Raw genomic sequence first — 24,168 nt, 5'->3', positions numbered from 1 at the left:
GTAGCTCCAGTTCAATAATTCAACACAACCGGGACCGGCGCGGCACAGGCATGTGACGCTCGCTAAGCTGACTGCCCATGACCACTGTCCAGGAGCCCTCCGCGTCCGAGGCGGCGAGTACGCCCGATATTCACACCACCGCCGGCAAGCTCGCCGACCTGCGCAATCGTCAGGCCCAGGCTCAGGCTCCCGTCGGTGAAGCCGCCATCGAGAAGGTGCACGCCAAGGGCAAGCTGACCGCCCGCGAGCGCATCACCGCGTTGCTCGACGAAGGTTCGTTCGTCGAACTCGATGCTCTCGCCCGCCACCGCAGCACGAACTTCGGCCTGGCCGAGAACCGTCCCGTCGGCGACGGTGTCGTCACCGGCTACGGAACGATCGACGGCCGCGACGTCTGCGTCTTCTCGCAGGACGCCACGGTCTTCGGTGGCAGCCTCGGTGAGGTCTACGGCGAGAAAATCGTCAAGGTCATGGATCTCGCGGTCCGCACCGGTCGCCCCCTGGTCGGCATCAACGAAGGTGCCGGCGCGCGCATCCAGGAAGGTGTCGTCTCGCTCGGACTGTACGGCGAGATCTTCCACCGCAACGTGCAGGCCTCCGGCGTCATCCCGCAGATCTCGCTCATCATGGGCCCCGCCGCTGGCGGTCACGTGTACTCCCCCGCGCTGACGGACTTCGTCGTCATGGTCGACAAGACCAGCCAGATGTTCGTCACCGGCCCCGACGTCATCAAGACCGTCACGGGCGAAGACGTCACGATGGAAGACCTCGGCGGCGCACACACCCACATGGTCAAGTCGGGTGTCGCGCACTACGTCGCAGAGGGTGAGCAGGACGCGCTCGACTATGTCCGCGACCTGCTGTCGTACCTGCCGAGCAACAACCAGGCTGCTGCCCCGCGCACCGCTCCTACCGATCCGATCGACGGCGCGATCGAGGATTCGCTCACCGACGAGGACCTCGAGCTCGACACGATCATCCCCGACTCGGCGAACCAGCCGTACGACATGCACGAGGTCATCCGCCGTCTCCTCGACGACGACGAGTTCCTCGAGGTCCAGGCGGAGCGCGCCCGGAACATCATCATCGGCTTCGGCCGCATCGACGGCCGCAGCGTCGGCATCGTCGCCAACCAGCCGACCCAGTTCGCAGGCTGCCTGGACATCGACGCCTCCGAGAAGGCCGCCCGCTTCGTGCGCACCTGCGACGCCTTCAACGTCCCGATCATCACGCTCGTGGACGTCCCCGGCTTCCTGCCCGGCACCGAGCAGGAGTTCAACGGCATCATTCGCCGTGGCGCGAAACTGCTGTACGCGTACGGCGAGGCGACGGTCGGCAAGATCACCGTCATCACCCGCAAGGCATACGGCGGCGCTTACGACGTCATGGGCTCCAAGCACATGGGCGCCGACGTGAACCTCGCGTGGCCGACCGCGCAGATCGCCGTCATGGGCGCATCCGGAGCCGTGGGATTCGTCTACCGCAAGCAGCTCAAGGATGCCGCCGCGGCCGGCGAGGACGTCGACGCGTTGCGCCTGCAGTTGCAGAACGAATACGAGGACACCCTCGTCAACCCGTACATCGCGGCCGAGCGCGGATATGTCGACGCGGTCATCCCGCCGTCGCACACCCGCGGCCAGATCGTCTCCGCGCTGCGGCTGCTCGAGCGGAAGATGGTTTCGCTCCCGCCGAAGAAGCATGGAAACATTCCCCTGTGACGGTTCGCGACGGAGTGCGTTCGCGTCCCGCCGGTGATACCGGCGGGACGCGGTCGCGCACCCCTCGCCACGACCCGAACGGCGTAGCACGCCGCAGGTGGCGTGCGATGACCTCAACGAGAAGGACCCACATGACAGCGACCCAGTTCGCGGCAGCGCACACGGGTGGCGCCCAGTGACCGCGACGGCAGAGGACAAGATCATCACCGACACGGAGTTCGACGAAGCGACCGGCGCCGTGCTCGGCGAACCCACCGACGGGCAGGCTCCCGGACCGGCCGGGCAGCAGTCGCCGGTGGAGACGCCGGAGCCTGCCGCGGAGCCGGCCGTCGCCCTCCGCATCGTCAAAGGCAACCCCTCCGACGAGGAGGTCGCGGCCCTGGTCTCCGTGCTCGCGGCGGCGGCTGCGTCCGTGGCTCCCGAGGGAGACGGCTCGCCGCGCGAGACGTGGGGCGACCCGACGCGGATGCACCGCCAGTGGGCTCCGTTCTCCCCGTACTCGTACCCGAACCGGGTCTGACATGCCCCGTTTGGTGTTGGCGTCGGCCTCTCCCGCCCGTCTGTCGGTGCTGCACGCGGCCGGAGTCAAGCCGCTCGTCCAGGTCTCCGGTGTGGACGAGGACGCCGTCGTGGCGGCACTCGAACCCGGTACTGCCCCGGCGGCCGTCGTCACAGCACTCGCTCGCGAGAAAGCCGCTGCGATCCTGCCGGCCCTCGACGAGAGCGGGCTCAAGGACGCGGTGGTCATCGGTTGCGACTCGATGCTCCTCGTCGACGGTGTGCTGCAAGGCAAGCCCGGTACGGCCGACGTGGCGCGTGAACGCTGGCACATGATGGCCGGGCGCAGCGCCGAACTGCTCACCGGGCACAGCGTGCTGCGGGTCCACGATGGCGCACTCGTTGCCGAGGCATCCGACCACAGCGGCACCGTTGTCCATTTCGGCACCCCGACCGAAGAGGAACTCGAGACCTACCTCGAGAGCGGAGAGCCGCTCGAGGTGGCGGGAGCGTTCACCCTCGACGGTCTCGGCGGCTGGTTCATCGACAGCATCGAAGGCGATCCGTCGTCTGTCGTGGGTATCGGACTGCCTCTCGTGCGCACGCTTCTTGCCCAGGTCGGCATCTCGATTGCACAGTTGTGGACCGAGAACGCAGCCATCCCGATCGACGCTCTCGAAAACTGAACGGGTTTCCGGACCATCCCCATCACCGAATCCGAGGACGGTCATGAACGACATCGCGGGGTCCGCGACCCAAGAAAGCTTCGTGTTGCTGAGCCAGGACCCCTTCTTCGACGTGGTTGTCGATCTGGTGGCCGGATACCTGGCCTCCGCGTTCGACGATCCGGCGGACCACGAAGTGTCCGGGTGGACGCTGACCTGCCTTCCATCGGCTGGGAGAACCGCAGACCATCAGCGGCTGTTCACTCTCGCGATCGGCCCGATGGAAGTCCTGCACGTCGAGCGGTACACGGAAGACGGGGAGACCGTCGATTACCGCACGGTGCTGACGACGTCCACCTCCGCGTTGATCCAGCAGACCGGTTCCTCCCTGGACGAGTTGTCGATGCGGTATCCGCTGCTGAAGTTCCACGACTCGGACAACGCCGCCGCGCACGGCGACGCGGTGGTCATCGACTGGTTTCTCAGCGACGACGGCGCCGACGAACAGTTCTTCGCCCTTCCCCTCGACGAGACCACCATCGGCCCCCTGGCCGAGCGTCTCGCCGACCAAGGCGCGGGTCCGTATGGCGAGTATCACAATCGGTGGTTCGCGCAGCACGTCCTCGCCGTCATGACCGAAGAAGCCTGACGTGCCGATCCGGCTGCCCAAGGTGCTCGCCGGTCCGGACGACGCGCCGGCACTCGACGTGCTGGAGCGTTATTTCCGAGTGCCGCTGCGGAAGACCGGTCGGCTCCGGAGCGGCGCGCTCTGGGACGAGTGGGATTCGACCGGCACCAGGCAACGCGACGTCGACGTCTTCACCGCCGACGACCTCGTAGCCGTCACGTTTCTCTCGGTCGAGGTCTCGCCCGACGGCGCCGACATCGTGCTCCGGGAACGCCGGGACGAGTTCGCCGAGTTGCTGGCGGCGATCGGTCCGGATCGCGATCTTGCCGATGAAGCAGACGAGATGACGCCCCGGTCCCCCGCGTGGCAACTGGAAACGGCTTTGTGGACGGTGCCGAGCATCGGCCGCACGGTCGCATCGAAGCTGATCGCCCGGAAGCGGTCCCGGCTCTACCCGATCTACGATCGCGTCGTCGGCGAGGTGCTCGACACCAAGCAGGCGCATCTCGAGCCGATCCGGCAAGCGTTGCGGCACAACGACGGTGAACTACAGGCACGTCTCGTCGGACTGCGGGAGCGGGCCGGGTTGCCGGACGCGGTTCCGGCCCTGCGAGTGCTCGATGTGCTCGCGTGGATGCAACTGAAGGCACCCGTCTCCGACTGAGCGACACTCACGCCCCCGTGTCGCCCTCGCGTTCCAGCCGGCGCTTCTCCTGCTCCCTGGCCACGCGGCGTTGCTGTTCTGCGCGTTCGCGGCAGCGCCGGAGGAACTCCTCGTCTGTTTCGGGCTGCTGCCCGGCCTGTCGCCCGGGCCGGTTGTACTCCGGGAATGCCGACGCCGGCGTCTGCGACCAGCCGACCCCATCCGGCCGTCCGACGAGCAACCACAGCACAGAGCCGACCATCGGCAGAAGGATCACGACCATCAGCCACAGCGGCTTGGGGAGGTTCCGCACCTCGTGCTCGTCGGCACGGATCACGTCGACCAGGCACGCCACCCACACGATCATCACGATCAACCCGAAATACGGCATTCCCGCCCCCCTGTATGTCGCCGCCGGGCGCCCCGGATCGGTTCGTCTGTTCATCACCGCTGTGTGTGCTCGTCACGGCATCCGCGCGGATGTTACGACATGTCGACGCCCAGCGATCGGGCGAGCGACCGTGCCATCGCCTCGGCTTTGACCTTGGCACGGTCGGCATTCGTCCCCGCGAACAGCGCGTCGACGTTCTCGGTCCACAACGCGAGCCAGCGCTCGAACCGCACGGATGTCAGGCCGTGGTGGCCGTGCAGCGCCCGGTGGACGGGGATGAACGCTCCGTCGTAGCGCGTGGTGCGGAACAGGATCTGCTCCCAGAAGTCGCCGACGACGACGAGGTGTTCGTCGAGTCCGACCACGGTCAGAACGTCGAATACCGGGGCCAGCAGCGGGTCGGCCGGCGCACGCTCGTAGAACCGTCGCACCAGTACGTCGATGTCGGCACGGCAGCCGAGATCGGCGTGGCGGGATCGACTGTGAGTCACGTGCTCGAACGCTACCGCCTAGAATCGACTTCGCACCTGCCACCACTGCCCCAGGAGCTCTTAGTGCCCGTCGCACCCGATAGCAACTCGTCGTTCGCCGCCTACGCGGATCCCGCTCGTCTCGTGTCGACCGAGTGGCTCTCGGCCCACCTCGGGCATCCCGAGATGAAGGTCGTCGAATCCGACGAGGACGTGCTGCTCTACGACGTCGGGCACATTCCGGGCGCCGTGAAGATCGACTGGCATCTCGACCTCAACGATCCGGTGACGCGCGACTACATCGACGGCGAGCAGTTCGCGGCGCTGATGGATCGCAAGGGCATCCGCCGCACCGACACCGTCGTGATCTACGGCGACAAGTCGAACTGGTGGGCCGCCTACGCACTGTGGGTGTTCACACTGTTCGGTCACGAGGACGTCCGCCTGCTCGACGGTGGCCGCGACGCATGGATCTCCGAGAACCGCGACACCACCCTCGAAATCCCGTCGGTCACGACGAGCGGCTACCCCGTCGTCGAACGCAACGACGCCCCGATCCGCGCCTTCAAGGACGACGTCCTCTCCCACCTCGGCCGCGTTCCGCTCGTGGATGTCCGGTCGCCGCAGGAGTACACCGGCGAGCGCACCCACATGCCCGACTACCCGGAGGAAGGCGCCCTGCGCGGCGGTCACATCCCGACCGCGATCTCCATTCCGTGGGCGAAGGCCGCTGCTCCGGACGGACGTTTCCGCTCCCGCGCCGAACTCGACGAGATCTACTCGGGTGTCGACAAGGACGCCGATGTCATCGCGTACTGCCGGATCGGCGAGCGGTCCAGCCACACCTGGTTCGTGCTCACGCACCTGCTCGGCTACCCGCATGTGCGCAACTACGACGGTTCGTGGACGGAATGGGGCAACGCGGTGCGCGTGCCGATCGTCCGGGGCGACGAGCCCGGAACAGCGCCGGTCGCATGAGTATTCCCGCACCCCTCGCCGAGATCGTCGACGACTTCGCCGCCGTCGAGGGTCAGGACAAGCTGCAACTCCTGCTCGAGTTCAGCCGGGAACTGCCGCCGCTCCCACCGGAGCTGGAAGAGGCGGCGATGGAGCCTGTGCCCGAGTGCCAGTCGCCGCTGTTCCTCTCGGTCGACGCCGCCGACCCCTCCAGCGTGACACTGCATTTCAGTGCTCCCGCCGAGGCACCGACCACGCGCGGATTCGCGTCGATCCTCCACCAGGGGCTGGACGGCCTCAGCGCGAAGGAGATCCTCGACGTGCCGGACGACTTCTACTCCGCGCTCGGCTTGGCCGCCGTCGTGAGCCCGTTGAGGTTGCGCGGGATGAGCGCAATGCTGGCGCGCATCAAACGTCACCTCCGCTCCTGAGTCCTGCGGAACCGCGAGTTCGATGCAATTCACCGAGTTGGCCGACTACCCGATCTCGGCGGGGGTCCTGACCGAATGGCTGCCGTGCGCAGCAGACGATGCCTGGCAGGAGGACTCCCGGCCGGCTTCCTACATCCACGAGGCGCACCTGAGGCGTTCGAGTGGTGCCCGTTACGGCGGGGGCCGGGAATCCTGGCTGGGTACCGCTTTCGAGATCGACGGTGAGATCGACCCCGAGAAGTTCCGCCGCGCGCTGGAACGGTGGATCGACCGGCACGAGCCGTTGCGCAGCCATACACGCCTGACCGGATCCGACCGTGCGGAGAGTCCGATCATCCGGCGTACCGCACCCCCGGGCAGGATCTCCCTCCGTTCCATCCGGCACGACCCGAGCGATCCCGGCACCATCCGCGACCACCTCCACGGGCTGTTCGACGACTACACGACCCCGCATCTGTGGCCCGCGTACGTCTTCGCAACGCTCGAACGGCTCCCGGACGACTCGTCCGGGGTCTCCGGCGCCGCACCGTGTTTCACGGTTTTCTTCGGAGCCGACCACTCCATCATCGACGGGTATTCGATCGTGCTGGTCGCGCACGAGATCACCGCTCTGTACGAGGAGGAGCGGACGGGCCGCCCCGCAGAACTGTTCCCCGTCGGCAGCTATATCGATTTCGGCGCCGCCGAACGCGACGGTTCCGAGCGACTCGACGACAAGCACGAAGCCGTACGCATCTGGCAGCACACCCTGAAAGTGTGCGGCGGGCACGCGCCGTCGTTCCCGCTCCCGATCGGCCCTCGCCCGTCGCATACCGTCGCGCAGCAGGGTGCGGCGGAACGCTGGTTCGACGACAAGCAGGCGTCGGTGTTCGCGGCGCGGTGTCAGGACTCGGGCGCGGGATTCTTCGCGGGCGTACTCGCATGCCTCGGGGAGGCGACCCGAGAACTGGCGGGCGTCGACAATTTCCGGGTCGTCGCGCCCGCCCATACCCGGACCGGCCCGATGTGGGCGGGTGCACTCGGCTGGTTCGTGGGAGTGAGTCCGATCGACCTGGACCTTACGGGCGCAACGGATTTCGACACTCTCACCGCCCGCGCCGCACGCGAACTGCGCCGCACCCGCGCCAGCGCTCGCGTCCCGTTCGACCGCGTCGGCGAACTGCTCGGCGTGCCCATCCGTCCGCGGTTCGTCGTGTCCTACATGGATGTGCGCTTCGTTCCGATGGCCGCGCAGTGGCCGGAGTGGAACGCCCGCGCGCTGCGCAGCCGGAGCTTCGCCCACGACGTCTACATCTGGATCAACCGGACTCCCGAGGGCGTGAACATGTCCGTTCGGTTCCCCGACAATCCGGTCGCGGCCAGGAACGTTCTCCGATTCCTGAACCGGACACGCGAACTGATGCACGACGTGGTGGCTTCTTCTGCGCAGGCCTCCGAAGCCCCTGATCGGGACGTCCCACCTACCGGCGAGTAGCGTTGCACGCTCAGGTGGGCACCGTAATGTGTAGAAGCCATCCGGTTACATCGTCTAGCGGATTGGTGCTTAGACTGCCGTTTGACGGAAATAACCTAACGATCGATAGCAGGAGGCTCCGTGCCCAGTCATGCCAGCGCGCAGATCACGAAGGTGCTCGTCGCGAACCGCGGCGAAATCGCTGTGCGGGTCATCCGCGCGGCGAAGGATGCGGGGTACGGCAGTGTCGCTGTCTACGCTGAGCCGGACGCCGATGCACAGTTCGTGAAGCTCGCAGACGAGGCGTTCGCGCTCGGTGGCACCACTTCGGCCGAGTCCTACCTGGTGTTCGACAAGATCCTCGACGCTGCGGCCAAGTCCGGCGCCGACGCGATCCACCCCGGCTACGGCTTCCTGTCGGAGAACGCCGACTTCGCCCAGGCTGTCATCGACGCGGGCCTGATCTGGATCGGCCCCTCCCCGCAGTCCATCCGCGACCTCGGCGACAAGGTCACCGCCCGGCACATCGCCGAGCGCGCGAAGGCTCCGATGGCGGCCGGCACCAAGGACCCCGTCAAGAACGCCGACGAGGTCGTCGAGTTCGCGAAGCAGTACGGCGTGCCCGTTGCGATCAAGGCAGCCTTCGGCGGTGGCGGTCGCGGCATGAAGGTCGCGCAGACCATCGAGGAAATCCCCGAACTCTTCGAGTCGGCTACCCGCGAGGCCATCGCAGCCTTCGGCCGCGGTGAGTGCTTCGTCGAGCAGTACCTCGACAAGGCCCGCCACGTCGAGGCCCAGGTCCTCGCCGACCAGCACGGCAACGTCATCGTCGCCGGCACCCGCGACTGCTCGCTGCAGCGTCGCTTCCAGAAGCTTGTCGAGGAGGCCCCCGCGCCGTTCCTCACCGACGACCAGCGTGCCCGCATCCACGCCTCGGCCAAGGCGATCTGCAAGGAGGCCGGTTACTACGGCGCCGGCACCGTCGAATACCTGGTGCAGGGCGACACCGTCTCCTTCCTCGAGGTCAACACCCGACTGCAGGTCGAGCACCCCGTCACCGAGGAAACCGCGGGCATCGACCTGGTGCGCCAGCAGTTCCGCATCGCCAACGGTGAGGAACTCGAGATCAAGGAAGATCCGACTCCGCGCGGCCACTCCTTCGAGTTCCGCATCAACGGCGAGGACGCCGGCCGTGGCTTCATGCCCGCCCCGGGCCCCATCACCGTCTACCGCGAGCCGACGGGCCCCGGCGTGCGCGTCGACTCCGGTGTCGTCCAGGGCGACGTCATCGGCGGCCAGTTCGACTCGATGCTCGCGAAGCTGATCGTCACCGGCGAGAATCGCGAGCAGGCGCTGCAGCGCGCGGCACGCGCGCTCGCCGAGTTCGAGGTCGACGGTCTGGCCACCGTCATCCCGTTCCACCGCCACATCGTCGAAAACCCGGCGTTCGTCGGCGACGGCGAGAAGTTCGACGTCTACACCAAGTGGATCGAGAACGACTGGGACAACACCATCGAGCCGTTCACCCCGGGTGGTGCGGTCGAGGACGAGGACGAGGTCCTGCCGCGTCAGAACGTCGTCGTCGAGGTCGGCGGACGTCGCGTCGAGGTGTCGCTTCCCGGCCAGTTCTCTCTGGGCAGTGGCGGCGGCGCCCCCGGCGTCGTCCGCAAGAAGCCGAAGGCGCGCAAGCGCGGCGGCGGTCAGGGTGGCAAGGCGTCCGGCGACGCGGTCACCGCGCCGATGCAGGGCACCGTGGTCAAGGTTGCCGTGACCGAGGGACAGGAAGTCGCCGAGGGCGACCTCATCGCGGTCCTCGAGGCCATGAAGATGGAGAACCCCGTCACGGCGCACAAGGCCGGCGTCGTCACCGGGCTCACGGTCGAGCCGGGTTCCGCCATCACGCAGGGCACGGTTCTCGCCGAACTCAAGTAGCACCAGCACGTCTCGGGAGGCCCCCGCACCGCATCGTCGGTGCGGGGGCCTCCGTCATGTGTGAACAGTGACCGGTTCCACACCTCGTCATGTGACCCTATCGACGTAGGGCATTATGGCCTATTCTCTTCGAGACTGTCGGGGTCGATGTCGCACTATCCATTCCATTCGCGGCACGTAACCCCTGCATGCGTGGAGGGGCCGTGCCGCCGTTCGTCAAGGGGACGTATGTCGCACGAACTCCACCACTTCTCCATGGGAATGTGGCTCTTCGCTCTCGGCTGGTTCGCGTCTGCCGTGGGGTGTTACGCGGGTTTGACCTGCGCCCGCCACGCCACCCGGATCGCCGAGTCCCGGGCACGCTGGACCTTCCTCGCGAGTGTGGCGATCGGCGGCGTCGGTATCTGGCTGATGCACTTCATCGGAATGATGGGCTTCTCGGTTCCGGGATCGCCGGTCCGGTACGACCTGCCGCCGACCCTGCTCTCCGTCGCGTTGGCAATCGGCGCGACATGGTTCGGGCTGTGGATTCTGCAGGCGGATGTGCGGCGGCTGCGGTCGTGGTCGCCGGGTGAACGACTGGCTGTGGGAGGCGTGGTGATGGGCCTCGCGGTCGCCGCCATGCACTACACCGGAATGTCGGCGGTGCGGGTCCAGGGAGAACTCGAACAGCAGAGTCCGTACATCGTGGGATCGGTGCTGATCGGGGTGGTCGCCTCGCTCACGGCCCTGTGGCTGTCGGGTGTGGCGGAGAGTGCGGCGATGCGCGTCGTGGCGGCGGCCGTCATGGCCTCCGCGGTGGTCGCGTTGCACTACACCGGCATGGCCGGGGTTGCGGTGCACGTGCTGCCGGACGCGCCCGAGCCCACGGGGATGACCGTGATGTCGCTGATGTTCCCGGGCTTCATCGCTGGTTTCGTGGTCCTCGGAGCGATCGTGCTGCTGCTGCTGGCGGCACCGAACCACGACGACCTGCTCGCCGAGGCCGAGATCGCAGCCTGGGATTCCGGCACGCCCCGCACGCCCGATCTCCACTAGTCTGGATGCATGGGCGAGCGTCCCGAAGTACGTATCGGAACGGCCGAACGCGAAGAAGCCGTGCAGCTGCTCGGTGACCACTTCGCGGCCGGCCGGCTCACGCTCGACGAGTTCGACGAGCGCGTGACCCGCGCGACGGAAGCCCGGACCCGCGGCGACCTGGTTCCGCTGTTCCGCGATCTACCGTCGGCGCCGGCAGCCCTGGTGCCCCCACCAGTCCGCGAGAACCTCTATCTGAACCTCGTGACACTGGTCCCGCTGGTGCTCGTCGCGCTGCTGATCCTCGTCGCGATCCGGCACCCGATCGTGATTCTCCTCGCGCTTGTCGCCCTGTGGTTGCTGGGGCGCAGGGCGTACCGCCTGGTCACGGAATGGCGAGCCTCGGACTGACCGCCCGGCAGCGCCGACTAATGTTGGCGCCATGCCCCCTTTCGCCTGGCGGCGAGTGCTGCCACTCGTGGTGGCCGTCATCGCGGTCACGGTGATGCTCCTCCTGCCCGGAGACACCACTCCCTCGGGACCGCCGCACTCCGACAAGGTGACCCACGCGCTCATGTTCGCGGTGCTGGCGTACTGCTCCCGCTTCGCGCGGTTCTCCCCCGCGATCACGCTGGCGGGACTGGCCGCCTACGGGGTTCTCACCGAAGTGCTGCAGGCGACCGTCGCGGTACGGCGCTCGGGATCGGTCTGGGACTGGTGCGCCGACGTCCTCGGCATCCTTGTCGGTCTCGCCGTCGCCGAGGCGCTCCGCCGCCGCGCCCGCGCAGCGCGCGCACGCTGAAACCGTCTCCGGCACCGGCCTGTTCGTGAGGGGCCGCCCCGCCCGGAGAACGCTCAGCCCGCAGACTCCTGCGGGGCCACGAGGCGGTCGCGCAGCGCCTGCAGCGCGGTGTCGTCGAGGCCGAGGCCGGCCGCAAAATATCCTTCGATGCTGCCGTACCGGGTGAGCGCCTCGTCGATTGCGGTCTCGAGGTACTCGCGCCGCACACCGAGAATCGGAACGAGGATGTCCGGGTCACCGCCACGTTCGGCGAAGCGGGCGAACATCGTGTCGAACGTGGGAAGAAGCATGTCGTTGGTACGCAGGTAGTCGACGAACACCGCATCCTGATCGGCACCGGCGAACAGGAGCAGGGACGCTGCGGCCCACCCCGTCCGGTCCTTCCCCGCGCTGCAGTGGACCAGCGCGGGAACATCGCCCTGCGCAATACCTTCCGCGACAGCGCGATACGACGCGACAGCACTCGGCAACGTCACGAAGTCCCGGTAGCTCCCCCGCAGATACTCGACGGCGCGGCCGTCACCGAACGCCTGGGCGGCCAGTGCAGGATCGGCAACGATGTCGGGGAGCGCTGCCGCGATGGACCCGTTGTTCCGATCCGCGAGGACGTCGAGTGCGAAGTGCCGGGCATGCGCCGGCAGCTTGTCCGGCCGCAGCTCCTGCTCGGCCGCGGTGCGGAGGTCGAACACGTTCGCGATGTGCAGCGCCGTGAGTGTGTCGAGATCGGTCTCGGTGACCCGGCTCAGGTCGGTCGAGCGGTACACCACCCCGGTACGAACCACGCCACCGTAGGAACTCGCGCACCCGCCGATGTCACGGAAGTTCGCCAGCGACGGGATCGCGAAGGCGGTGTCTGCGGCTGCCTCGTTGCCCAGTGCATCGGTCATGTCGACAACCTACGGCGTTGCGCTCGGAACCGGAAAGCCGCGCACGGCTCTCAGGTGTGGCGCGCGACCACCCGGCTCAGAGCGGCGAGCGCCTCGTCGAGTTCGGCTGTCGTGACCGTCAGCGCCGGCCGGAATCGGATACCGCGGGTGCCGGTCCCGATCATGAGAACGCGCTCGTCGCGATACAGGTCGCGCAGCACCACGTCGCGCATGTCCGGTGACGGCAGAGTCAGCGCACACATCAGTCCGCGGCCCCGCGGCTCCGTCACCGCGGGATGCCGTGCGGCGAGTTGCTGCACCCCGGCCAGCAGATGCGCCCCACGAGTGCGGGCACGCTCGATCAGTCCGTCCCGTTCGATCACCTCGAGGATGCGGCGGGCGCGCACCATGTCGGTGAGATTGCCACCCCAGGTGGAGTTGAGACGCGAGCTCACCGTGAATACGTTGTCGGGCACTTCGTCGATCTGCCCGCCGGCCATGATCCCGCACACCTGCGTCTTCTTTCCGAATGCCACGATGTCGGGAGCCACGCCGAACTGCTGATACGCCCAGGTCGTGCCGGTGAGTCCGACGCCGGTCTGCACCTCGTCGAACACGAGGAGCGCGTCGTTCGCGCGGCACAGATCTGCCATCGCCCGGCAGAACTCCGGACGGAAATGGTGGTCGCCGCCCTCCCCCTGGACGGGTTCGGCGATGAAGCACGCGATGTCGTGAGGCCGCTCGGCGAATGCGGCGCGCGCCTGGTCGAGCGCGCGCTCCTCCGCCTCGGCGACGTCGCGTCCGTCGCACAGATAGGGCGCCTCGATTCGCGGCCAGTCGAACTTCGGGAATCGTGCGGTTTTCACCGGGTCGGTGTTGGTGAGCGACATCGTGTATCCGCTCCGCCCGTGGAACGCCTCGGTCAGATGCAGCACCGAGCCTCCGAGGCGGGGGTCGAGTCCGCGGGACTCGTTGAGACGGCTTTTCCAGTCGAACGCCGCCTTGAGAGCATTCTCGACGGCGAGCGCACCGCCGTCGACGAAGAACAGGTGCGGCAGGGCCGGATCCCCGAGGACCCGGGCGAAAGTGTCGACGAACCTGGCCATCGGCACTGTGTAGATGTCGGAGTTGCTCGGCTTGTTCGGTGCGACAGTGCGGAATTCCTCTGCGGCGCCGGGATCGTCCGCGAGCGCAGGATGGTTCATGCCGAGCGCCGAGGACGCGAAGAACCCGAACATGTCGAGGTAGGTGGTGCCGTCGCGCTGGTCGACCAGTCGTACGCCGCGCGAGCGTTCGAGGTCGAGGACGAGGTCCGCTCCGTCCGTGAGCAGGTGCTGCCGCAGTAGGTCGTGAACCCGGCCGGGAAGGAGGGATCCGTCACTGCCCGAGCGCCGGAGTGCAGTACTCATACCCGAACGATACGTTCGATATTCAGTAAGGTGCCCTCATTACAAGAAATTTACCGGCGTTTACGGTTACCGCTCGTAAAATGTCTGGAGAATGACGGTGCTCCGGGTCGCCACGTTCGCGGTCGCGCGAATGTGCTGAAGCAGATGTTCGAGCGCGCGCGGCGAGGCGACACGCACGAGCAGGATGTAACTTTCGTCCCCGGCCACCGAGTGACAGGATTCGATGGCGTCGATATGGCGCAATCGCGCCGGTGCATCGTCCGGCTGAGACGGATCAAGAGGGGTGATGGCGACGAACGCCGAGAGCGCGAGTCCGATCGCCTCAGGGTCGATTCTGGCGCTGTATCCGCGAATGACATCGCGTGACTCGAGGCGGCGTACCCGGGATTGGACGGCGGACACCGACAGGCCCGCCTTGTCGGCGAGTGCAGCCAAGGTGGCCCGGCCGTCGGCTTCCAGTTCGCGCAGCAGCAATCGATCGATGTCGTCCAGCGCGTCTTTAGAGGATTCCGGCACCCGCGCAGATTATCCGAGCACGAAGGGACCACACCGATGAATGCGACCTCCGACCTCCGCATACGAGCAGAGGCGGCCCTGGGCCGTTGCGGAGTCGAACTTCCGCAGGACGGTGTCCTCGGCGTCACGAGCCCGGTCGACGGCACCGAACTCGCTCGACTCCCCCTCCACTCGGCCGAAGACGTCGATGTCGCCATTGCGAGCGCCGCGAGCGCGTTCGAACAATGGCGAAACGTGCCTGCCCCCGCGCGCGGACAACTCGTCCGGAGGCTCGGCGAACTCCTCGTCGAGCACAAGAGCGACCTGGCAGCACTCGTCACACTCGAGGTCGGCAAGATCCCGTCCGAGGCGGCGGGTGAGGTTCAGGAGATGATCGACGTCTGCGACTTCGCCGTCGGGTTGTCCCGCCAGTTGTACGGGCGGACCATGCCGTCCGAACGTCCGGGCCACCGCCTGATGGAGACATGGCACCCCCTCGGTGTCGTCGGTGTCATCTCGGCGTTCAACTTCCCGGTGGCGGTGTGGTCGTGGAACACCGCGATCGCGCTCGTGTGCGGCGACCCGGTGGTGTGGAAGCCGTCCGAGACCACGCCGCTCACCGCGCTCGCGTGCGACGCACTCCTGCGCCGCGCCGCCGCCGATGTGGGCGCGCCCGACGGCCTGCACCACCTACTTCTCGGCGACGCCCGCGTCGGAGAAACCCTTTCCGACGATCCGCGGATCGCGCTCGTCAGCGCAACCGGGTCGGTGCGGATGGGACGGTCCGTCGCTCCCCGCGTCGCCGCGCGATTCGGCCGGTGCCTGCTCGAACTCGGCGGCAACAACGCGGCGATCGTCACCCCGTCTGCCGACCTCGACCTCACGGTGCGCGGGGTGGTGTTCTCCGCCGCGGGCACCGCCGGGCAACGATGCACGACACTCCGACGGCTCATCGTGCACCGATCGATCGCCGACACACTCGTCGAGCGACTCGCGACCGCGTATTCCGGCTTGCGCGTCGGAAATCCGTTCGACGAGGGAGTACTCGTGGGACCGCTCGTCTCGGAGAAGTCGTACGAGGCGATGCGCGCTGCCCTCGACCGCGCGGAAGCCGACGGCGGGGTCGTCGTCGCGGGCGGTGACCGTGTCGACGTGTCCGGGAACGGGGTCTACGTCTCCCCTGCTCTCGTCCGCATGCCGGGCCAGACCGAGGTCGTACGGGAGGAGACGTTTGCGCCGATCCTGTACGTCCTCACCTACGACGACCTCGACGAGGCGATCACTCTGAACAACGCTGTCCCCCAGGGATTGTCGTCGTCGATCTTCACGCTCGACCAACGGGAGGCCGAGCAGTTCCTCTCCCGCTCGGACTGCGGTATCGCCAACGTCAACATCGGCACGTCGGGCGCGGAGATCGGCGGCGCATTCGGCGGCGAGAAAGAGACCGGTGGAGGTCGCGAATCGGGTTCGGATTCGTGGAAGGCGTATATGCGACGCGCAACCAATACGGTGAACTACTCGACCGAACTCCCACTTGCCCAGGGTGTCGAATTCGGTTGAGCCGTAACGGCGGATCTAAGCGCGGCGCCGACCCTTCCGCGGACGGATCCTGAGAGGTTCGGGCACGTCGACGGTCTCGTTGCCGGCCAAAGGGTCTTCCCCTCGGCGCGCCAGCACGCGCGAGACGGTCTCGACACCCGACAGTGCCGTGGACGCTTTCCGCGCGACCGACTCGTCGTACACCTCGAACCACGGATACCCACGCTCGGTGTAGTCGCGCGCGGTGATCGGCTCGGTCGGTGGCGCTGCTCCCGTCAAGGTTTCCCACTGCACGCTGTTGACCAGCACGACGTGCGCCGCCGAGCGACGGTCCGTGTCCCACACGCCGCGTTCTTCCACGGGCGTCGCGACGCGCTGGGTGATCGAACCGCCCGCACCGAGTCCCATGCCGGGCGGTGGAGGCGGAGCGAAAGTCATCATGTGCTGTCGGTCGTCGGTTCGCGCGCGCCGAAGCTCGTACACGTCGGCCTTCATCGGCGACGCCGCGATCCGGATTCCACCGGTGGCCGGCCCCTGACCGAGTTGTTCCTCGACCGTGTACCCCGCGCCCAGCGGCATCGCCACGAACTGGCGGACCAGTCCGCCGTCGACACAGAACCCGTCGAGCCAGGGTTGTTCCGGGACTTCGAAATAGTCCTCGGCGTCGAAGTCGGGTTCCGGCGTCCAGGGCCCGCCCGTCACCGCGTCGATATCACCCGCTCCGACTTTGACGAGGAACGGATATCGGGTGTCGAACTTGATCCAGCAGGCTTCGGACTGCCACACGGGCAGCACGGGTCGATCGTCGACGACACGCAGGGGAAACCGGCCGAGACTCGGCGGCAGCGGGTATTCGTGTCCGTCGTCGGGCACCCGGACGGTGCGGTGGAACGAGACGGCCAGTTCGGCGTCCTGGTGTACCTCGGGGAACTCGAAGTACAGGGTGTCGCCGTCGACGCTCAGTGCCATGCCTACCTCTCTCGGCGGCCCGCCGGGCCACGCGAGTCCAGGTTGCCTTCCCGTCAGTGGTTGCGCAACGCGTCCACGAGTTCGTTCTTGCGCATGCTCGAGTAGCCGCTCAACCCGAGTTCTTTCGCCCGCTTCTTCAAGTCATCGACGGTCCAGTCGTCGTACGAGCCGGACTTTCCGCCCCGCTTCCCGACCTCGGATTTGCCCTCGGCAGCGGCAGCGTTGGAGATCCGGGCAGCTTTCTCCTTCGACGCGCCGTCGTCTCGCAACTCCTCGTACATCTTTTCGTTCTTGATCGACGAGTTCGGCATCGTGCTCTCCTTTCGGGCTGTGCCGGGTGTACCCGTCCGTTCCCACCTGCACACGTCCCCGCGGGCGAAAACCCGACCTACAGACGTCCGGCGACCCCTTGCAGTTCGCACACTGGGTGCTGCCTCAGAAGGCGCTAACTGTCGGGTTCGAAGCCGGGAACGGACGACAGCGTCTTGAAAGTCCGGCGCCTGCCCCACTCGACGTGTGCGTAGGCGAGCGAAGACGCCAGATCGATATCGCCCTGCACGATCGCTTCGACGAGGGAGACATGTTCGGCGTGGCGCGCCTGCGGATCCTGGTGGATGTTGGCGACGTTCAGGCGATTGCTGCGCTCACGAAGGGGATCCATGAGCACACCCAACAAGTCGTTCCCGCAGAGCTGTTCGATCTCTGAGTGAACGGCACCACTCTGTTTGTGGAAATCACCGAGAGCACCACTCGCCAGAGCACCCGCGGCGGCGCGCAACGCTGCTGACAATCTCTCTGGGGATTTGCCGCTCGCTACGGCGGCGGCCGCGCGCCGGGCAGCCAAGGGCTCGAGAGCTGATCTGATGTCGTACAACTGATTCACACCACTACGACTCACCCGCGTTACGACTGCGGGCCGGCGCGGTGACAGAGACACGAGACCGGCCGCCTCGAGCATCGGTAGCGCTTCGCGTATCGGAACCCGTGACACCTGCAACTCTGCGCCCAGATCCCGCTCACTGAGCGAATCACCGGCGGCCAACCGTCCGTCGTTGATGCGGTCACGAATCTCTTCGAAAACCCATCGAGACAGGCTCGAGTGCCCGTTACCTGCAGTCATGGACGCCTTCCGCTCGATCGCAATCATGCCCGCATCCGAGCGTAGTTCCACCGAGCCCTGGTATACCAGCCAGCCTCGTTGAGTCTGGAGGGACGGACTTAAAGGAACGGGGAGCGGTCTTGTTACATGGGATCACCGGTGATGAAACGGCTATTTAACCCATCAGCAACCCAACCTGTCGTATCGCTCGATAGCTTTCTCGTCACCTACTGGTATACCAAACGGAGGAAGCTTGATGAGCGCTCCTAATACCCATCCCACCGGTGCACCCCTCGGCGATCCCGCTGAAAAAGCCACGCTGAGCGGCCAGATCGAAGCCGCTTACTCGCGGATCGGCGTCACGTCCGCACACATCGGGATCGTCGCGATGGTGTTGTTCGGCGTCTTCTTCGACGCAATAGAACAGAACACCGTCGGCATAGCCGGTCCGATTCTCAAATCCGAATGGGGTCTCGGAGGAGCGCAGATCGGCCTGTTGAATACGGCAACCTTCACCGCTGTCGCCCTCGGTCGGATCCTGGCCGGCGCAGTGATGGACAGGCTGGGACGGCGAACCCTCCTGGGCGCCAACCTGATCGTTTTCTCGATCGGCTCGCTCATATGCGCCTTGGCCCCCACCTATGAGGTACTCGTGGGCGCCCGATTCCTGGTCGGCCTCGGACTCGGCGGTGAAATCGCTGTCGCCGTGATCATGCTTTCCGAGTTCTTCTCCGCGCGCCACCGCGGAACCGCGGTCGGTCTCATCAACGTCGCCGCAGCAGGTCTGGGCAATATGCTGGCCCCTCTGTTCGGCGTTATCGTCTTCGCCGTCTTCTCAGGGCCGGATAAGTGGCGTTGGCTCTTCGGACTCCTCGTCGTCCCTGCGCTCGCAGTGGTGGTCTTTCGGCGCTCTCTGCCCGAAACTCCTCGGTATCTCGCCGCGACCGGAAGGATCACGGAGGCGAACCTGGTGATCGCACGACTCGCTCAGGGCAAACTTCGCGGGCCTGTCGACACGTCGGTCACCTATCTCGACCCTTCCCTGGCCGAGGCCGAGAAGGCTACGCCGAAGTCCCGGTGGACCGAGATGTTCGGGAAGCGTTACCGCCGTGCCACACTCGCGCTCGGAGTGGCGGTCTGCATGTCTTACGCGGCTCAGATTTCCATGCTCACGCTCATTCCTGTGATCCTGACCGAGCGTGGCCTGTCCATCAATACGGCCCTTTGGTACACGCTCGTCATGCAGTCGGGCTCGCTCGCGGGTGCGCTCACCGCGGCGCTGATCGCACGCAGACTCCCCCGAAAGGTGACACTGACGTGCGGCGCTTTGCTCGGTTTTGTCGCGGCCCTCGGGTTCGGGTTCTTCGCAACGAACATCGGACTCGTTCTCATATTCGGTGCACTGTTCAACTTCGCGGTCATCATCCTCAACACCACTATCTGGCTCTTCGCGCCGGAGCAGTACCCAACCCGCATCCGCGGACTGGCGACGTCCGTCATCCTCGCCATCGGTTCACTGTCCGGCGGCCTGTTCCCGCTGATCGCCGGAGCCGTCCTGGACGCTTCGGGGGTCGGCGCGATGTTCGGCCTGCTGACCGCACTCTTCCTGGTATGCGGTGTCGCGGTGCAGTTCCCCCGAGAAACGGTCGGACAGCCCATGCCCGAGGACATCTGACGTGACCGACTGCATCCTCGTAGTCAACCCGAACACCAACGACGCGACGACCGAAATGCTGGTCGAGGTGGCCACCGATTCGCTGGCCGACGTCGAGACCAATGCCATCGGAATAACCGCGCGGGCCGGCCCACGCATGATCACGGATGCGTCGGCTCTGACCAGCGCCGCGACACACACCGTCGATGCCGCGATGGAGGGCATCGATCTCCACGATCCCGTCGCCATCATCGTCGGCGCGTTCGGCGACCCCGGAGTGTCCGAACTTCGCTCGCTGACCGACATCCCTGTGGTGGGGATCGGCGAGGCGGCGGTGCTGGCGGCGGGCAAAGGTGGCCGACGCTTTGCCATTGCGACCACGACGGGTCAGTTGGTCGGCAACCTGTACTCTCTGGTGACGCGAGTCGATCCGAGTGCCGACTTCGCCGGCGTGATGCTCACCAGCACCGGGCCGCTCGCGCTCGCCTGTGCCCCCGAGGAAAGCGTTACTCAGCTTGCCGCAGCAGTAGACGAGGCCGCACAGGCGGGAGCGGAAGCCGTGATCATCGGCGGCGGGCCTCTGAGCGCCGCAGCGCGTGCTCTGCCTGCTCGCTCCGATGTCGTGATCATCGAGCCGGTACCCAGCGCGGTCGAGTGGGTACTCGGACGGATCGCCGAGCCTCAGGCCTGACAGCTCCAGTGGGCGCAGCACATCGGAGATAGACGCGGCGCAGTCGGTCCAGACGAGGTCGACATGCATCGCCTCGACACCTCATCCACTCGAGGCGATGCATGTCCGGCGAGTTCCCCGCCCCGGCTCCGGGGAGCGCAACACCACTGTCCGGTCGGCTCCCCATACATGCATAGAGCCTGACGTTTCGACAGAAATGTGTCTTACGACACACCCTGTGGTAGACCGGGGACCATGTACCCAGGGAACTTCGTCGCGACCACCCCCGACAAGCCGGCCATCATCCGGCCCGCGACGGGCGAGTCGCTCACCTACCGGGAACTCGACGAACGCTCGATCCGGTTGGCGAAGCATGTGCGCGCCGCCGGCCTGGCGCCCGGCGACCATCTTGCGTTGATATCCGACAACGATCTGCGTGTCATGGAGGTGTACTGGGCAGCACTGCGTTCCGGCCTGTACATCACGGTGGTCAATCGGCACCTCACCTCCGACGAAGCGGCCTACATCGTCGACGACTGCGACGCGCAGGCGCTGGTCGTCTCGGCGCAGGCCGAGTCGGCGGTCGACACGTCACCCGGGGCGTATCCGGGAGTGACCCACCGCCTCGTCTTCGGCGGGTCGCTTCCCGGCTTCGTCGACTACGAGGATGCGCTCGCGCGACACGATCCGTCACCGCTCGACGACCAGCCTCGTGGCCGGGACATGCTGTATTCCTCCGGCACGACCGGGCGGCCGAAGGGAATCGAGCCGGCACTGTCGGTGGGGCAGGTACAGGACGTCCCCGACCCGTACACCGCGGTGTTCGCACCCATGTACGGATTCGACGACACCACGATCTACCTGTGCCCCGCACCGCTGTATCACGCTGCGCCGCTTCGGTTCTGCGGCACCATTCAGTCGGTCGGCGGCACCGTGATCCTGATGGACCGATTCGACGCCGAGGAAGCGCTCGCCCTGATCGAGAAGTACTCGGTCACGGCCTCCCAGTGGGTGCCGACGATGTTCGTACGGATGCTGAAACTGCCGGAGGAGACGCGGGCGACATACGACGTGTCCAGCGTGAAGGTCGCGATCCACGCGGCCGCGCCGTGCCCACCGGAGATCAAGCGGGCGATGATCGAGTGGTGGGGTCCGGTGATCCACGAGTACTACGCGTCCACCGAGGGTGCGGGCGCCACATTCATCGACTCCGAGCAGGCCCTCGCGCGCCCCGGGTCCGTGGGCCGCGACGGCGTCATGGGCATCGTCCACATCTGTGACGACGACGGACACGAGCTTCCGGCCGGCGCGATCGGGACGGTGTGGTGGGAGCGCGACGAACACCCCTTCCGGTATCACAACGACCCTGAGAAGACAGCAGCGGCAACACATCCCGACCACCCGACCTGGACGACGAGCGGAGATATCGGCTACCTCGACGACGACCGCTTCCTGTACCTGACCGATCGCGCCGCCTTCATGATCATCTCCGGCGGCGTCAACATCTACCCGCAGGAGTCGGAGAACGTCCTCACCCTGCACCCGAAGGTCTACGACGTGGCGGTGATCGGCGTGCCGAACACGGAAATGGGCGAAGAGGTCAAGGCCGTCGTGCAACTCGCAGACGGGGTCACTCCGAGTCCCGAACTCGAGCAGGAACTGCTCGAGTACGTCCGCGACCGCGTGTCGCACTTCAAGGCACCGCGCAGTGTGGACTTCTCCGACGACCTGCCGCGCACACCCACCGGGAAGCTGGTCAAACACAAGTTGCGTGCCCGCTACGTTCCGGCGGCGGGGTGACGAGATGTCCACCGAACAGGAAACCGGGTTGTCCGCGATGCCGCTGACCGAACTGTCCGCCGTGTTGCCGCAGGGCGCACTCGTCACCGATCCGGACATCCTCGCCGGATACCGCCACGACCGCGCGCACGACCCGGACGCAGTCGTGCCCGCCGCACTGGTGCGCGCCACGTCGACCGCGGACGTGCAGGCCACGCTGCGGTGGGCGAATACCCATCGCGTCCCGGTGGTGCCGCGTGGAGCCGGCACGAGTCTGTCGGGCGGGTCCGGGGGCATCGCCGGGGGCATCGTGCTGAGCACCGAGAAGATGCGTGCGCTCACGGTGGACACGACCACACGTACCGCAGTTGCGCAGCCGGGGCTCCTCAATTCCGAGGTCAAACGGGCAGCGGCCGAGCACGGTCTGTGGTACCCACCGGACCCGTCGTCGTTCGAGATCTGCACGATCGGCGGCAACGCCGCGACCAACGCCGGCGGCCTGTGCTGTGTGAAGTACGGGGTCACCTCCGATTACGTCCTCGGTCTCGAGGTGGTGCTGGCGGACGGTACTGCGGTGCGATTGGGCGGTCCGAGACTCAAGGACGTCGCCGGCCTGTCCTTGACGAAACTGTTCGTCGGCAGCGAAGGCACGCTCGGCGTCATCACGGAGGTGACGTTGCGACTGCTTCCGCCGCAACCACCGGCGTCGACGATGGTCGCCACGTTCGGGTCGGTCCAGGCCGCCGCCGACGCGGTCGTCGCGATCACCGGCATGCTGCGGCCCGCGATGCTCGAATTCATGGACCGGACCACGATCGGAGCGGTGGAGGACATGCTCCGGATGGGTCTCGACCGCTCCACGGAAGCGATGCTCATCGCGCGTTCCGACGTACCGGGCGCGGCCGCGGCCGAGGAGATCACGCTGATGGCGCAGGCATGTCGCGACGCCGGTGCCGACGAGGTGTTCACCACCGACGACGCCGACGAGGGGGAAGCCTTTACGGCCGCCCGCAGGATGGCGATCCCCGCGGTGGAGCGCACCGGGAGCCTGCTGCTCGAGGACGTCGGGGTTCCCCTGCCCGCGCTTCCCGCGCTTGTGGAGGGGATCGCCGCGCTCGCAGCGGAGCACGATGTGACGGTCGCAGTCATCGCCCACGCCGGGGACGGCAACACCCATCCCCTGATCGTCTATGACCCCACCGACGAGGAAATGGCCGTGCGAGCGCAGGCGGTATTCGGAAAGATCATGGATCTCGCGATCGAACTGGGCGGCACGATCACCGGGGAGCACGGCGTGGGCCGCTTGAAGAAGGCGTGGCTTCCCGACCAGGTCGGCCCCGACGTCATGGCTCTGACCAGGCAAATCAAGAATGCGTTGGACCCTCGGTCGATCCTCAACCCGGGAGTGGTGCTGTGACCCGGCCGCAACGCTCCCCGCGCACGAACGCGTCGATTCCGACCTTGCACCCGCATCGGCCCGTGAACAGCCATAATCGTCGCGTGAACATGCCTTCGCCCGACTCCGTCTCCGAACTCCCCCTACGCGACACCAAGTACAGGGAGCTCGCGCGATACCCCGAATTCGGCATCGTCACAGCATGGTTGCGCGACTACATCCGGTCGAGCGTGCCCAACGCGCGGATGAGCGAGCGGGAGTACTGGTCGGTCGCGTGCCTCCCCGACAACTCGGTGTCACCGACGGGCCGCCGACTCGTGAGCGTGTATGCCGGTGACCTCGAGGTGGCCGGCCTCCACCTCGACACCCCGGGACCAGGTCTGCGGAATGTCCAAGGCTGGATCACGGTGACGCGGGAGGGTCTGGAAGAGGCCTGCGGCGCGTCCCTCGACCGGATCGCTGCGACCTCCCCTGCGCTGCATGTGACGCACAGCGGTGCGATGGCCACGATCGCATGGACGGAAACACCCGAGAGCCGGGAGCAGTTCGACGCGCTGCCGTGGCGGGCACCGGCCCGTGCCCTCGTCACCGAACTGGTCCGCACCGGTCGCAACCGGTGGGCCGATCTGCACTCGCCTCAGATCGCTCAATTCGCCTTCGAGGACTGAGTCTGTCGGAGGCCGGGTG

Annotated in this window: 26 protein-coding genes; 18 read left to right on the top strand and 8 right to left on the bottom strand. The window is 66.8% G+C overall.

The features are described from left to right. Positions 1–77: 77 nt before the first annotated feature. The 5 genes from ACFWU2_RS13620 (at position 78) to ACFWU2_RS13600 (ending at position 4,173) form a co-directional block, all read left to right on the top strand. The gene (locus tag ACFWU2_RS13620) at positions 78–1,718 is read left to right on the top strand and encodes an acyl-CoA carboxylase subunit beta (RefSeq protein WP_378606703.1); all 1,641 of its coding nucleotides are present in this window, start codon (positions 78–80) and stop codon (positions 1,716–1,718) included. A 175-nt stretch (positions 1,719–1,893) separates the two neighbouring features. Beyond that, the gene (locus tag ACFWU2_RS13615) at positions 1,894–2,238 is read left to right on the top strand and encodes an acyl-CoA carboxylase epsilon subunit (protein WP_378606700.1); all 345 of its coding nucleotides are present in this window, start codon (positions 1,894–1,896) and stop codon (positions 2,236–2,238) included. Position 2,239: 1 nt separating this feature from the next. Next, positions 2,240–2,902, top strand: coding sequence for a Maf family protein (locus ACFWU2_RS13610; protein ID WP_378606697.1), 663 nt, complete (start codon positions 2,240–2,242; stop codon positions 2,900–2,902). 43 nt (positions 2,903–2,945) lie between these two features. Further along, positions 2,946–3,530: a hypothetical protein gene (locus ACFWU2_RS13605; protein WP_378606694.1), complete on the top strand. Its 585-nt coding sequence runs from the start codon at positions 2,946–2,948 to the stop codon at positions 3,528–3,530. Between the two features lies 1 nt (position 3,531). Further along, positions 3,532–4,173: a DUF6308 family protein gene (locus tag ACFWU2_RS13600; RefSeq protein ID WP_378606691.1), complete on the top strand. Its 642-nt coding sequence runs from the start codon at positions 3,532–3,534 to the stop codon at positions 4,171–4,173. Positions 4,174–4,180: 7 nt separating this feature from the next. Here the strand turns inward: ACFWU2_RS13600 and ACFWU2_RS13595 are convergent, their stop codons facing one another. Both ACFWU2_RS13595 and ACFWU2_RS13590 read right to left on the bottom strand, forming a co-directional pair. After that, a complete protein-coding gene (locus ACFWU2_RS13595; protein WP_378606688.1) occupies positions 4,181–4,543 on the bottom strand; it encodes a PLDc N-terminal domain-containing protein in 363 nt (120 codons plus the stop codon). A 92-nt stretch (positions 4,544–4,635) separates the two neighbouring features. Next, the gene (locus ACFWU2_RS13590) at positions 4,636–5,034 is read right to left on the bottom strand and encodes a group III truncated hemoglobin (protein ID WP_378606685.1); all 399 of its coding nucleotides are present in this window, start codon (positions 5,032–5,034) and stop codon (positions 4,636–4,638) included. Between the two features lie 63 nt (positions 5,035–5,097). Here ACFWU2_RS13590 and ACFWU2_RS13585 point away from each other — a divergent pair, with 63 nt between their 5' ends. From ACFWU2_RS13585 to ACFWU2_RS13555, 7 genes are all read left to right on the top strand, one after another. Beyond that, positions 5,098–5,991 (top strand): sulfurtransferase, encoded by an 894-nt coding sequence (locus ACFWU2_RS13585; protein ID WP_378606682.1) that lies wholly within the window; start codon positions 5,098–5,100, stop codon positions 5,989–5,991. After that, entirely contained in the window at positions 5,988–6,401 is a 414-nt protein-coding gene (locus ACFWU2_RS13580; protein WP_378606679.1) for a SufE family protein, read from the top strand. Before ACFWU2_RS13585 ends, ACFWU2_RS13580 begins: the two co-directional genes overlap by 4 nt. Before the next feature lie 22 nt (positions 6,402–6,423). Continuing rightward, positions 6,424–7,875, top strand: a complete 1,452-nt coding sequence (locus ACFWU2_RS13575) for a condensation domain-containing protein (RefSeq protein ID WP_378606676.1) — start codon at positions 6,424–6,426, stop codon at positions 7,873–7,875. Between the two features lie 120 nt (positions 7,876–7,995). Beyond that, positions 7,996–9,786 (top strand): acetyl/propionyl/methylcrotonyl-CoA carboxylase subunit alpha, encoded by a 1,791-nt coding sequence (locus tag ACFWU2_RS13570; RefSeq protein ID WP_169619836.1) that lies wholly within the window; start codon positions 7,996–7,998, stop codon positions 9,784–9,786. A gap of 228 nt (positions 9,787–10,014) precedes the next feature. After that, on the top strand, positions 10,015–10,824 hold the full coding sequence (locus ACFWU2_RS13565) for an MHYT domain-containing protein (protein WP_378606673.1): 810 nt from the start codon (positions 10,015–10,017) through the stop codon (positions 10,822–10,824). A gap of 9 nt (positions 10,825–10,833) precedes the next feature. Then, a complete protein-coding gene (locus tag ACFWU2_RS13560; RefSeq protein WP_378606670.1) occupies positions 10,834–11,214 on the top strand; it encodes a DUF1707 domain-containing protein in 381 nt (126 codons plus the stop codon). 31 nt (positions 11,215–11,245) lie between these two features. Then, entirely contained in the window at positions 11,246–11,605 is a 360-nt protein-coding gene (locus tag ACFWU2_RS13555; RefSeq protein ID WP_378606667.1) for a VanZ family protein, read from the top strand. A gap of 53 nt (positions 11,606–11,658) precedes the next feature. On the opposite strand, the gene ACFWU2_RS13550 is transcribed toward ACFWU2_RS13555, so the two are convergent. From ACFWU2_RS13550 to ACFWU2_RS13540, 3 genes are all read right to left on the bottom strand, one after another. Beyond that, positions 11,659–12,492, bottom strand: coding sequence for a tyrosine-protein phosphatase (locus ACFWU2_RS13550; RefSeq protein ID WP_378606664.1), 834 nt, complete (start codon positions 12,490–12,492; stop codon positions 11,659–11,661). Positions 12,493–12,542: 50 nt separating this feature from the next. Then, positions 12,543–13,880 (bottom strand): L-lysine 6-transaminase, encoded by a 1,338-nt coding sequence (lat, locus tag ACFWU2_RS13545; RefSeq protein ID WP_378606661.1) that lies wholly within the window; start codon positions 13,878–13,880, stop codon positions 12,543–12,545. Between the two features lie 66 nt (positions 13,881–13,946). Further along, positions 13,947–14,396, bottom strand: coding sequence for an Lrp/AsnC family transcriptional regulator (locus ACFWU2_RS13540; protein WP_378606658.1), 450 nt, complete (start codon positions 14,394–14,396; stop codon positions 13,947–13,949). Positions 14,397–14,432: 36 nt separating this feature from the next. On the opposite strand from ACFWU2_RS13540, the gene ACFWU2_RS13535 reads away from it, so the two are divergent. Further along, complete coding sequence (locus ACFWU2_RS13535; protein ID WP_378606655.1) at positions 14,433–15,935, top strand: aldehyde dehydrogenase family protein; 1,503 nt, start codon at positions 14,433–14,435, stop codon at positions 15,933–15,935. A 15-nt stretch (positions 15,936–15,950) separates the two neighbouring features. Here ACFWU2_RS13535 and ACFWU2_RS13530 read toward each other — a convergent pair whose 3' ends face one another. The 3 genes from ACFWU2_RS13530 to ACFWU2_RS13520 all read right to left on the bottom strand — a co-directional run bounded on the left by ACFWU2_RS13530 (position 15,951) and on the right by ACFWU2_RS13520 (position 18,003). Continuing rightward, positions 15,951–16,883 (bottom strand): hypothetical protein, encoded by a 933-nt coding sequence (locus tag ACFWU2_RS13530; RefSeq protein WP_378606652.1) that lies wholly within the window; start codon positions 16,881–16,883, stop codon positions 15,951–15,953. Between the two features lie 53 nt (positions 16,884–16,936). Then, entirely contained in the window at positions 16,937–17,194 is a 258-nt protein-coding gene (locus ACFWU2_RS13525) for a Rho termination factor N-terminal domain-containing protein (protein WP_378606649.1), read from the bottom strand. Between the two features lie 134 nt (positions 17,195–17,328). After that, positions 17,329–18,003 carry a GntR family transcriptional regulator gene (locus ACFWU2_RS13520; RefSeq protein ID WP_378606645.1) on the bottom strand — a complete coding sequence of 225 codons (675 nt, stop codon included), beginning with the start codon at positions 18,001–18,003 and terminating at the stop codon, positions 17,329–17,331. A 235-nt stretch (positions 18,004–18,238) separates the two neighbouring features. Between ACFWU2_RS13520 and ACFWU2_RS13515 the strand changes: the two genes are divergently transcribed. The 5 genes from ACFWU2_RS13515 (at position 18,239) to ACFWU2_RS13495 (ending at position 24,149) form a co-directional block, all read left to right on the top strand. Then, positions 18,239–19,657 carry an MFS transporter gene (locus tag ACFWU2_RS13515; protein WP_378606642.1) on the top strand — a complete coding sequence of 473 codons (1,419 nt, stop codon included), beginning with the start codon at positions 18,239–18,241 and terminating at the stop codon, positions 19,655–19,657. A 1-nt stretch (position 19,658) separates the two neighbouring features. After that, a complete protein-coding gene (locus ACFWU2_RS13510; RefSeq protein ID WP_378606639.1) occupies positions 19,659–20,327 on the top strand; it encodes an aspartate/glutamate racemase family protein in 669 nt (222 codons plus the stop codon). A 234-nt stretch (positions 20,328–20,561) separates the two neighbouring features. Beyond that, positions 20,562–22,106, top strand: a complete 1,545-nt coding sequence (locus tag ACFWU2_RS13505) for an AMP-binding protein (RefSeq protein WP_378606636.1) — start codon at positions 20,562–20,564, stop codon at positions 22,104–22,106. 4 nt (positions 22,107–22,110) lie between these two features. After that, a complete protein-coding gene (locus tag ACFWU2_RS13500) occupies positions 22,111–23,502 on the top strand; it encodes an FAD-binding oxidoreductase (RefSeq protein ID WP_378606633.1) in 1,392 nt (463 codons plus the stop codon). Between the two features lie 89 nt (positions 23,503–23,591). After that, on the top strand, positions 23,592–24,149 hold the full coding sequence (locus tag ACFWU2_RS13495) for a hypothetical protein (RefSeq protein WP_378607263.1): 558 nt from the start codon (positions 23,592–23,594) through the stop codon (positions 24,147–24,149). The last annotated feature ends 19 nt before the right edge of the window (positions 24,150–24,168 follow it).

This window comes from Rhodococcus sp. NPDC058639 (assembly GCF_042717545.1).
Taxonomy (GTDB): domain Bacteria; phylum Actinomycetota; class Actinomycetes; order Mycobacteriales; family Mycobacteriaceae; genus Rhodococcus.
The sequence above is the reverse complement of the archived record's forward strand: the minus strand, read 5'-3'. Positions and strand labels throughout refer to the sequence as shown.

Bases quoted from the DNA above. Each gene is read 5' to 3' on its own strand.
- ACFWU2_RS13620 (WP_378606703.1), top strand. From the start codon at position 78: ATGACCACTGTCCAGGAGCCCTCCGCGTCCGAGGCGGCGAGTACGCCC.
- ACFWU2_RS13610 (WP_378606697.1), top strand. From the start codon at position 2,240: ATGCCCCGTTTGGTGTTGGCGTCGGCCTCTCCCGCCCGTCTGTCGGTG.
- ACFWU2_RS13605 (WP_378606694.1), top strand. From the start codon at position 2,946: ATGAACGACATCGCGGGGTCCGCGACCCAAGAAAGCTTCGTGTTGCTG.
- ACFWU2_RS13595 (WP_378606688.1), bottom strand. From the start codon at position 4,543: ATGCCGTATTTCGGGTTGATCGTGATGATCGTGTGGGTGGCGTGCCTG.
- ACFWU2_RS13580 (WP_378606679.1), top strand. From the start codon at position 5,988: ATGAGTATTCCCGCACCCCTCGCCGAGATCGTCGACGACTTCGCCGCC.
- ACFWU2_RS13575 (WP_378606676.1), top strand. From the start codon at position 6,424: ATGCAATTCACCGAGTTGGCCGACTACCCGATCTCGGCGGGGGTCCTG.
- ACFWU2_RS13565 (WP_378606673.1), top strand. From the start codon at position 10,015: ATGTCGCACGAACTCCACCACTTCTCCATGGGAATGTGGCTCTTCGCT.
- ACFWU2_RS13560 (WP_378606670.1), top strand. From the start codon at position 10,834: ATGGGCGAGCGTCCCGAAGTACGTATCGGAACGGCCGAACGCGAAGAA.
- ACFWU2_RS13555 (WP_378606667.1), top strand. From the start codon at position 11,246: ATGCCCCCTTTCGCCTGGCGGCGAGTGCTGCCACTCGTGGTGGCCGTC.
- ACFWU2_RS13550 (WP_378606664.1), bottom strand. From the start codon at position 12,492: ATGACCGATGCACTGGGCAACGAGGCAGCCGCAGACACCGCCTTCGCG.
- lat (WP_378606661.1), bottom strand. From the start codon at position 13,880: ATGAGTACTGCACTCCGGCGCTCGGGCAGTGACGGATCCCTCCTTCCC.
- ACFWU2_RS13535 (WP_378606655.1), top strand. From the start codon at position 14,433: ATGAATGCGACCTCCGACCTCCGCATACGAGCAGAGGCGGCCCTGGGC.
- ACFWU2_RS13530 (WP_378606652.1), bottom strand. From the start codon at position 16,883: ATGGCACTGAGCGTCGACGGCGACACCCTGTACTTCGAGTTCCCCGAG.
- ACFWU2_RS13525 (WP_378606649.1), bottom strand. From the start codon at position 17,194: ATGCCGAACTCGTCGATCAAGAACGAAAAGATGTACGAGGAGTTGCGA.
- ACFWU2_RS13520 (WP_378606645.1), bottom strand. From the start codon at position 18,003: ATGACTGCAGGTAACGGGCACTCGAGCCTGTCTCGATGGGTTTTCGAA.
- ACFWU2_RS13515 (WP_378606642.1), top strand. From the start codon at position 18,239: ATGAGCGCTCCTAATACCCATCCCACCGGTGCACCCCTCGGCGATCCC.
- ACFWU2_RS13505 (WP_378606636.1), top strand. From the start codon at position 20,562: ATGTACCCAGGGAACTTCGTCGCGACCACCCCCGACAAGCCGGCCATC.
- ACFWU2_RS13500 (WP_378606633.1), top strand. From the start codon at position 22,111: ATGTCCACCGAACAGGAAACCGGGTTGTCCGCGATGCCGCTGACCGAA.
- ACFWU2_RS13495 (WP_378607263.1), top strand. From the start codon at position 23,592: ATGCCTTCGCCCGACTCCGTCTCCGAACTCCCCCTACGCGACACCAAG.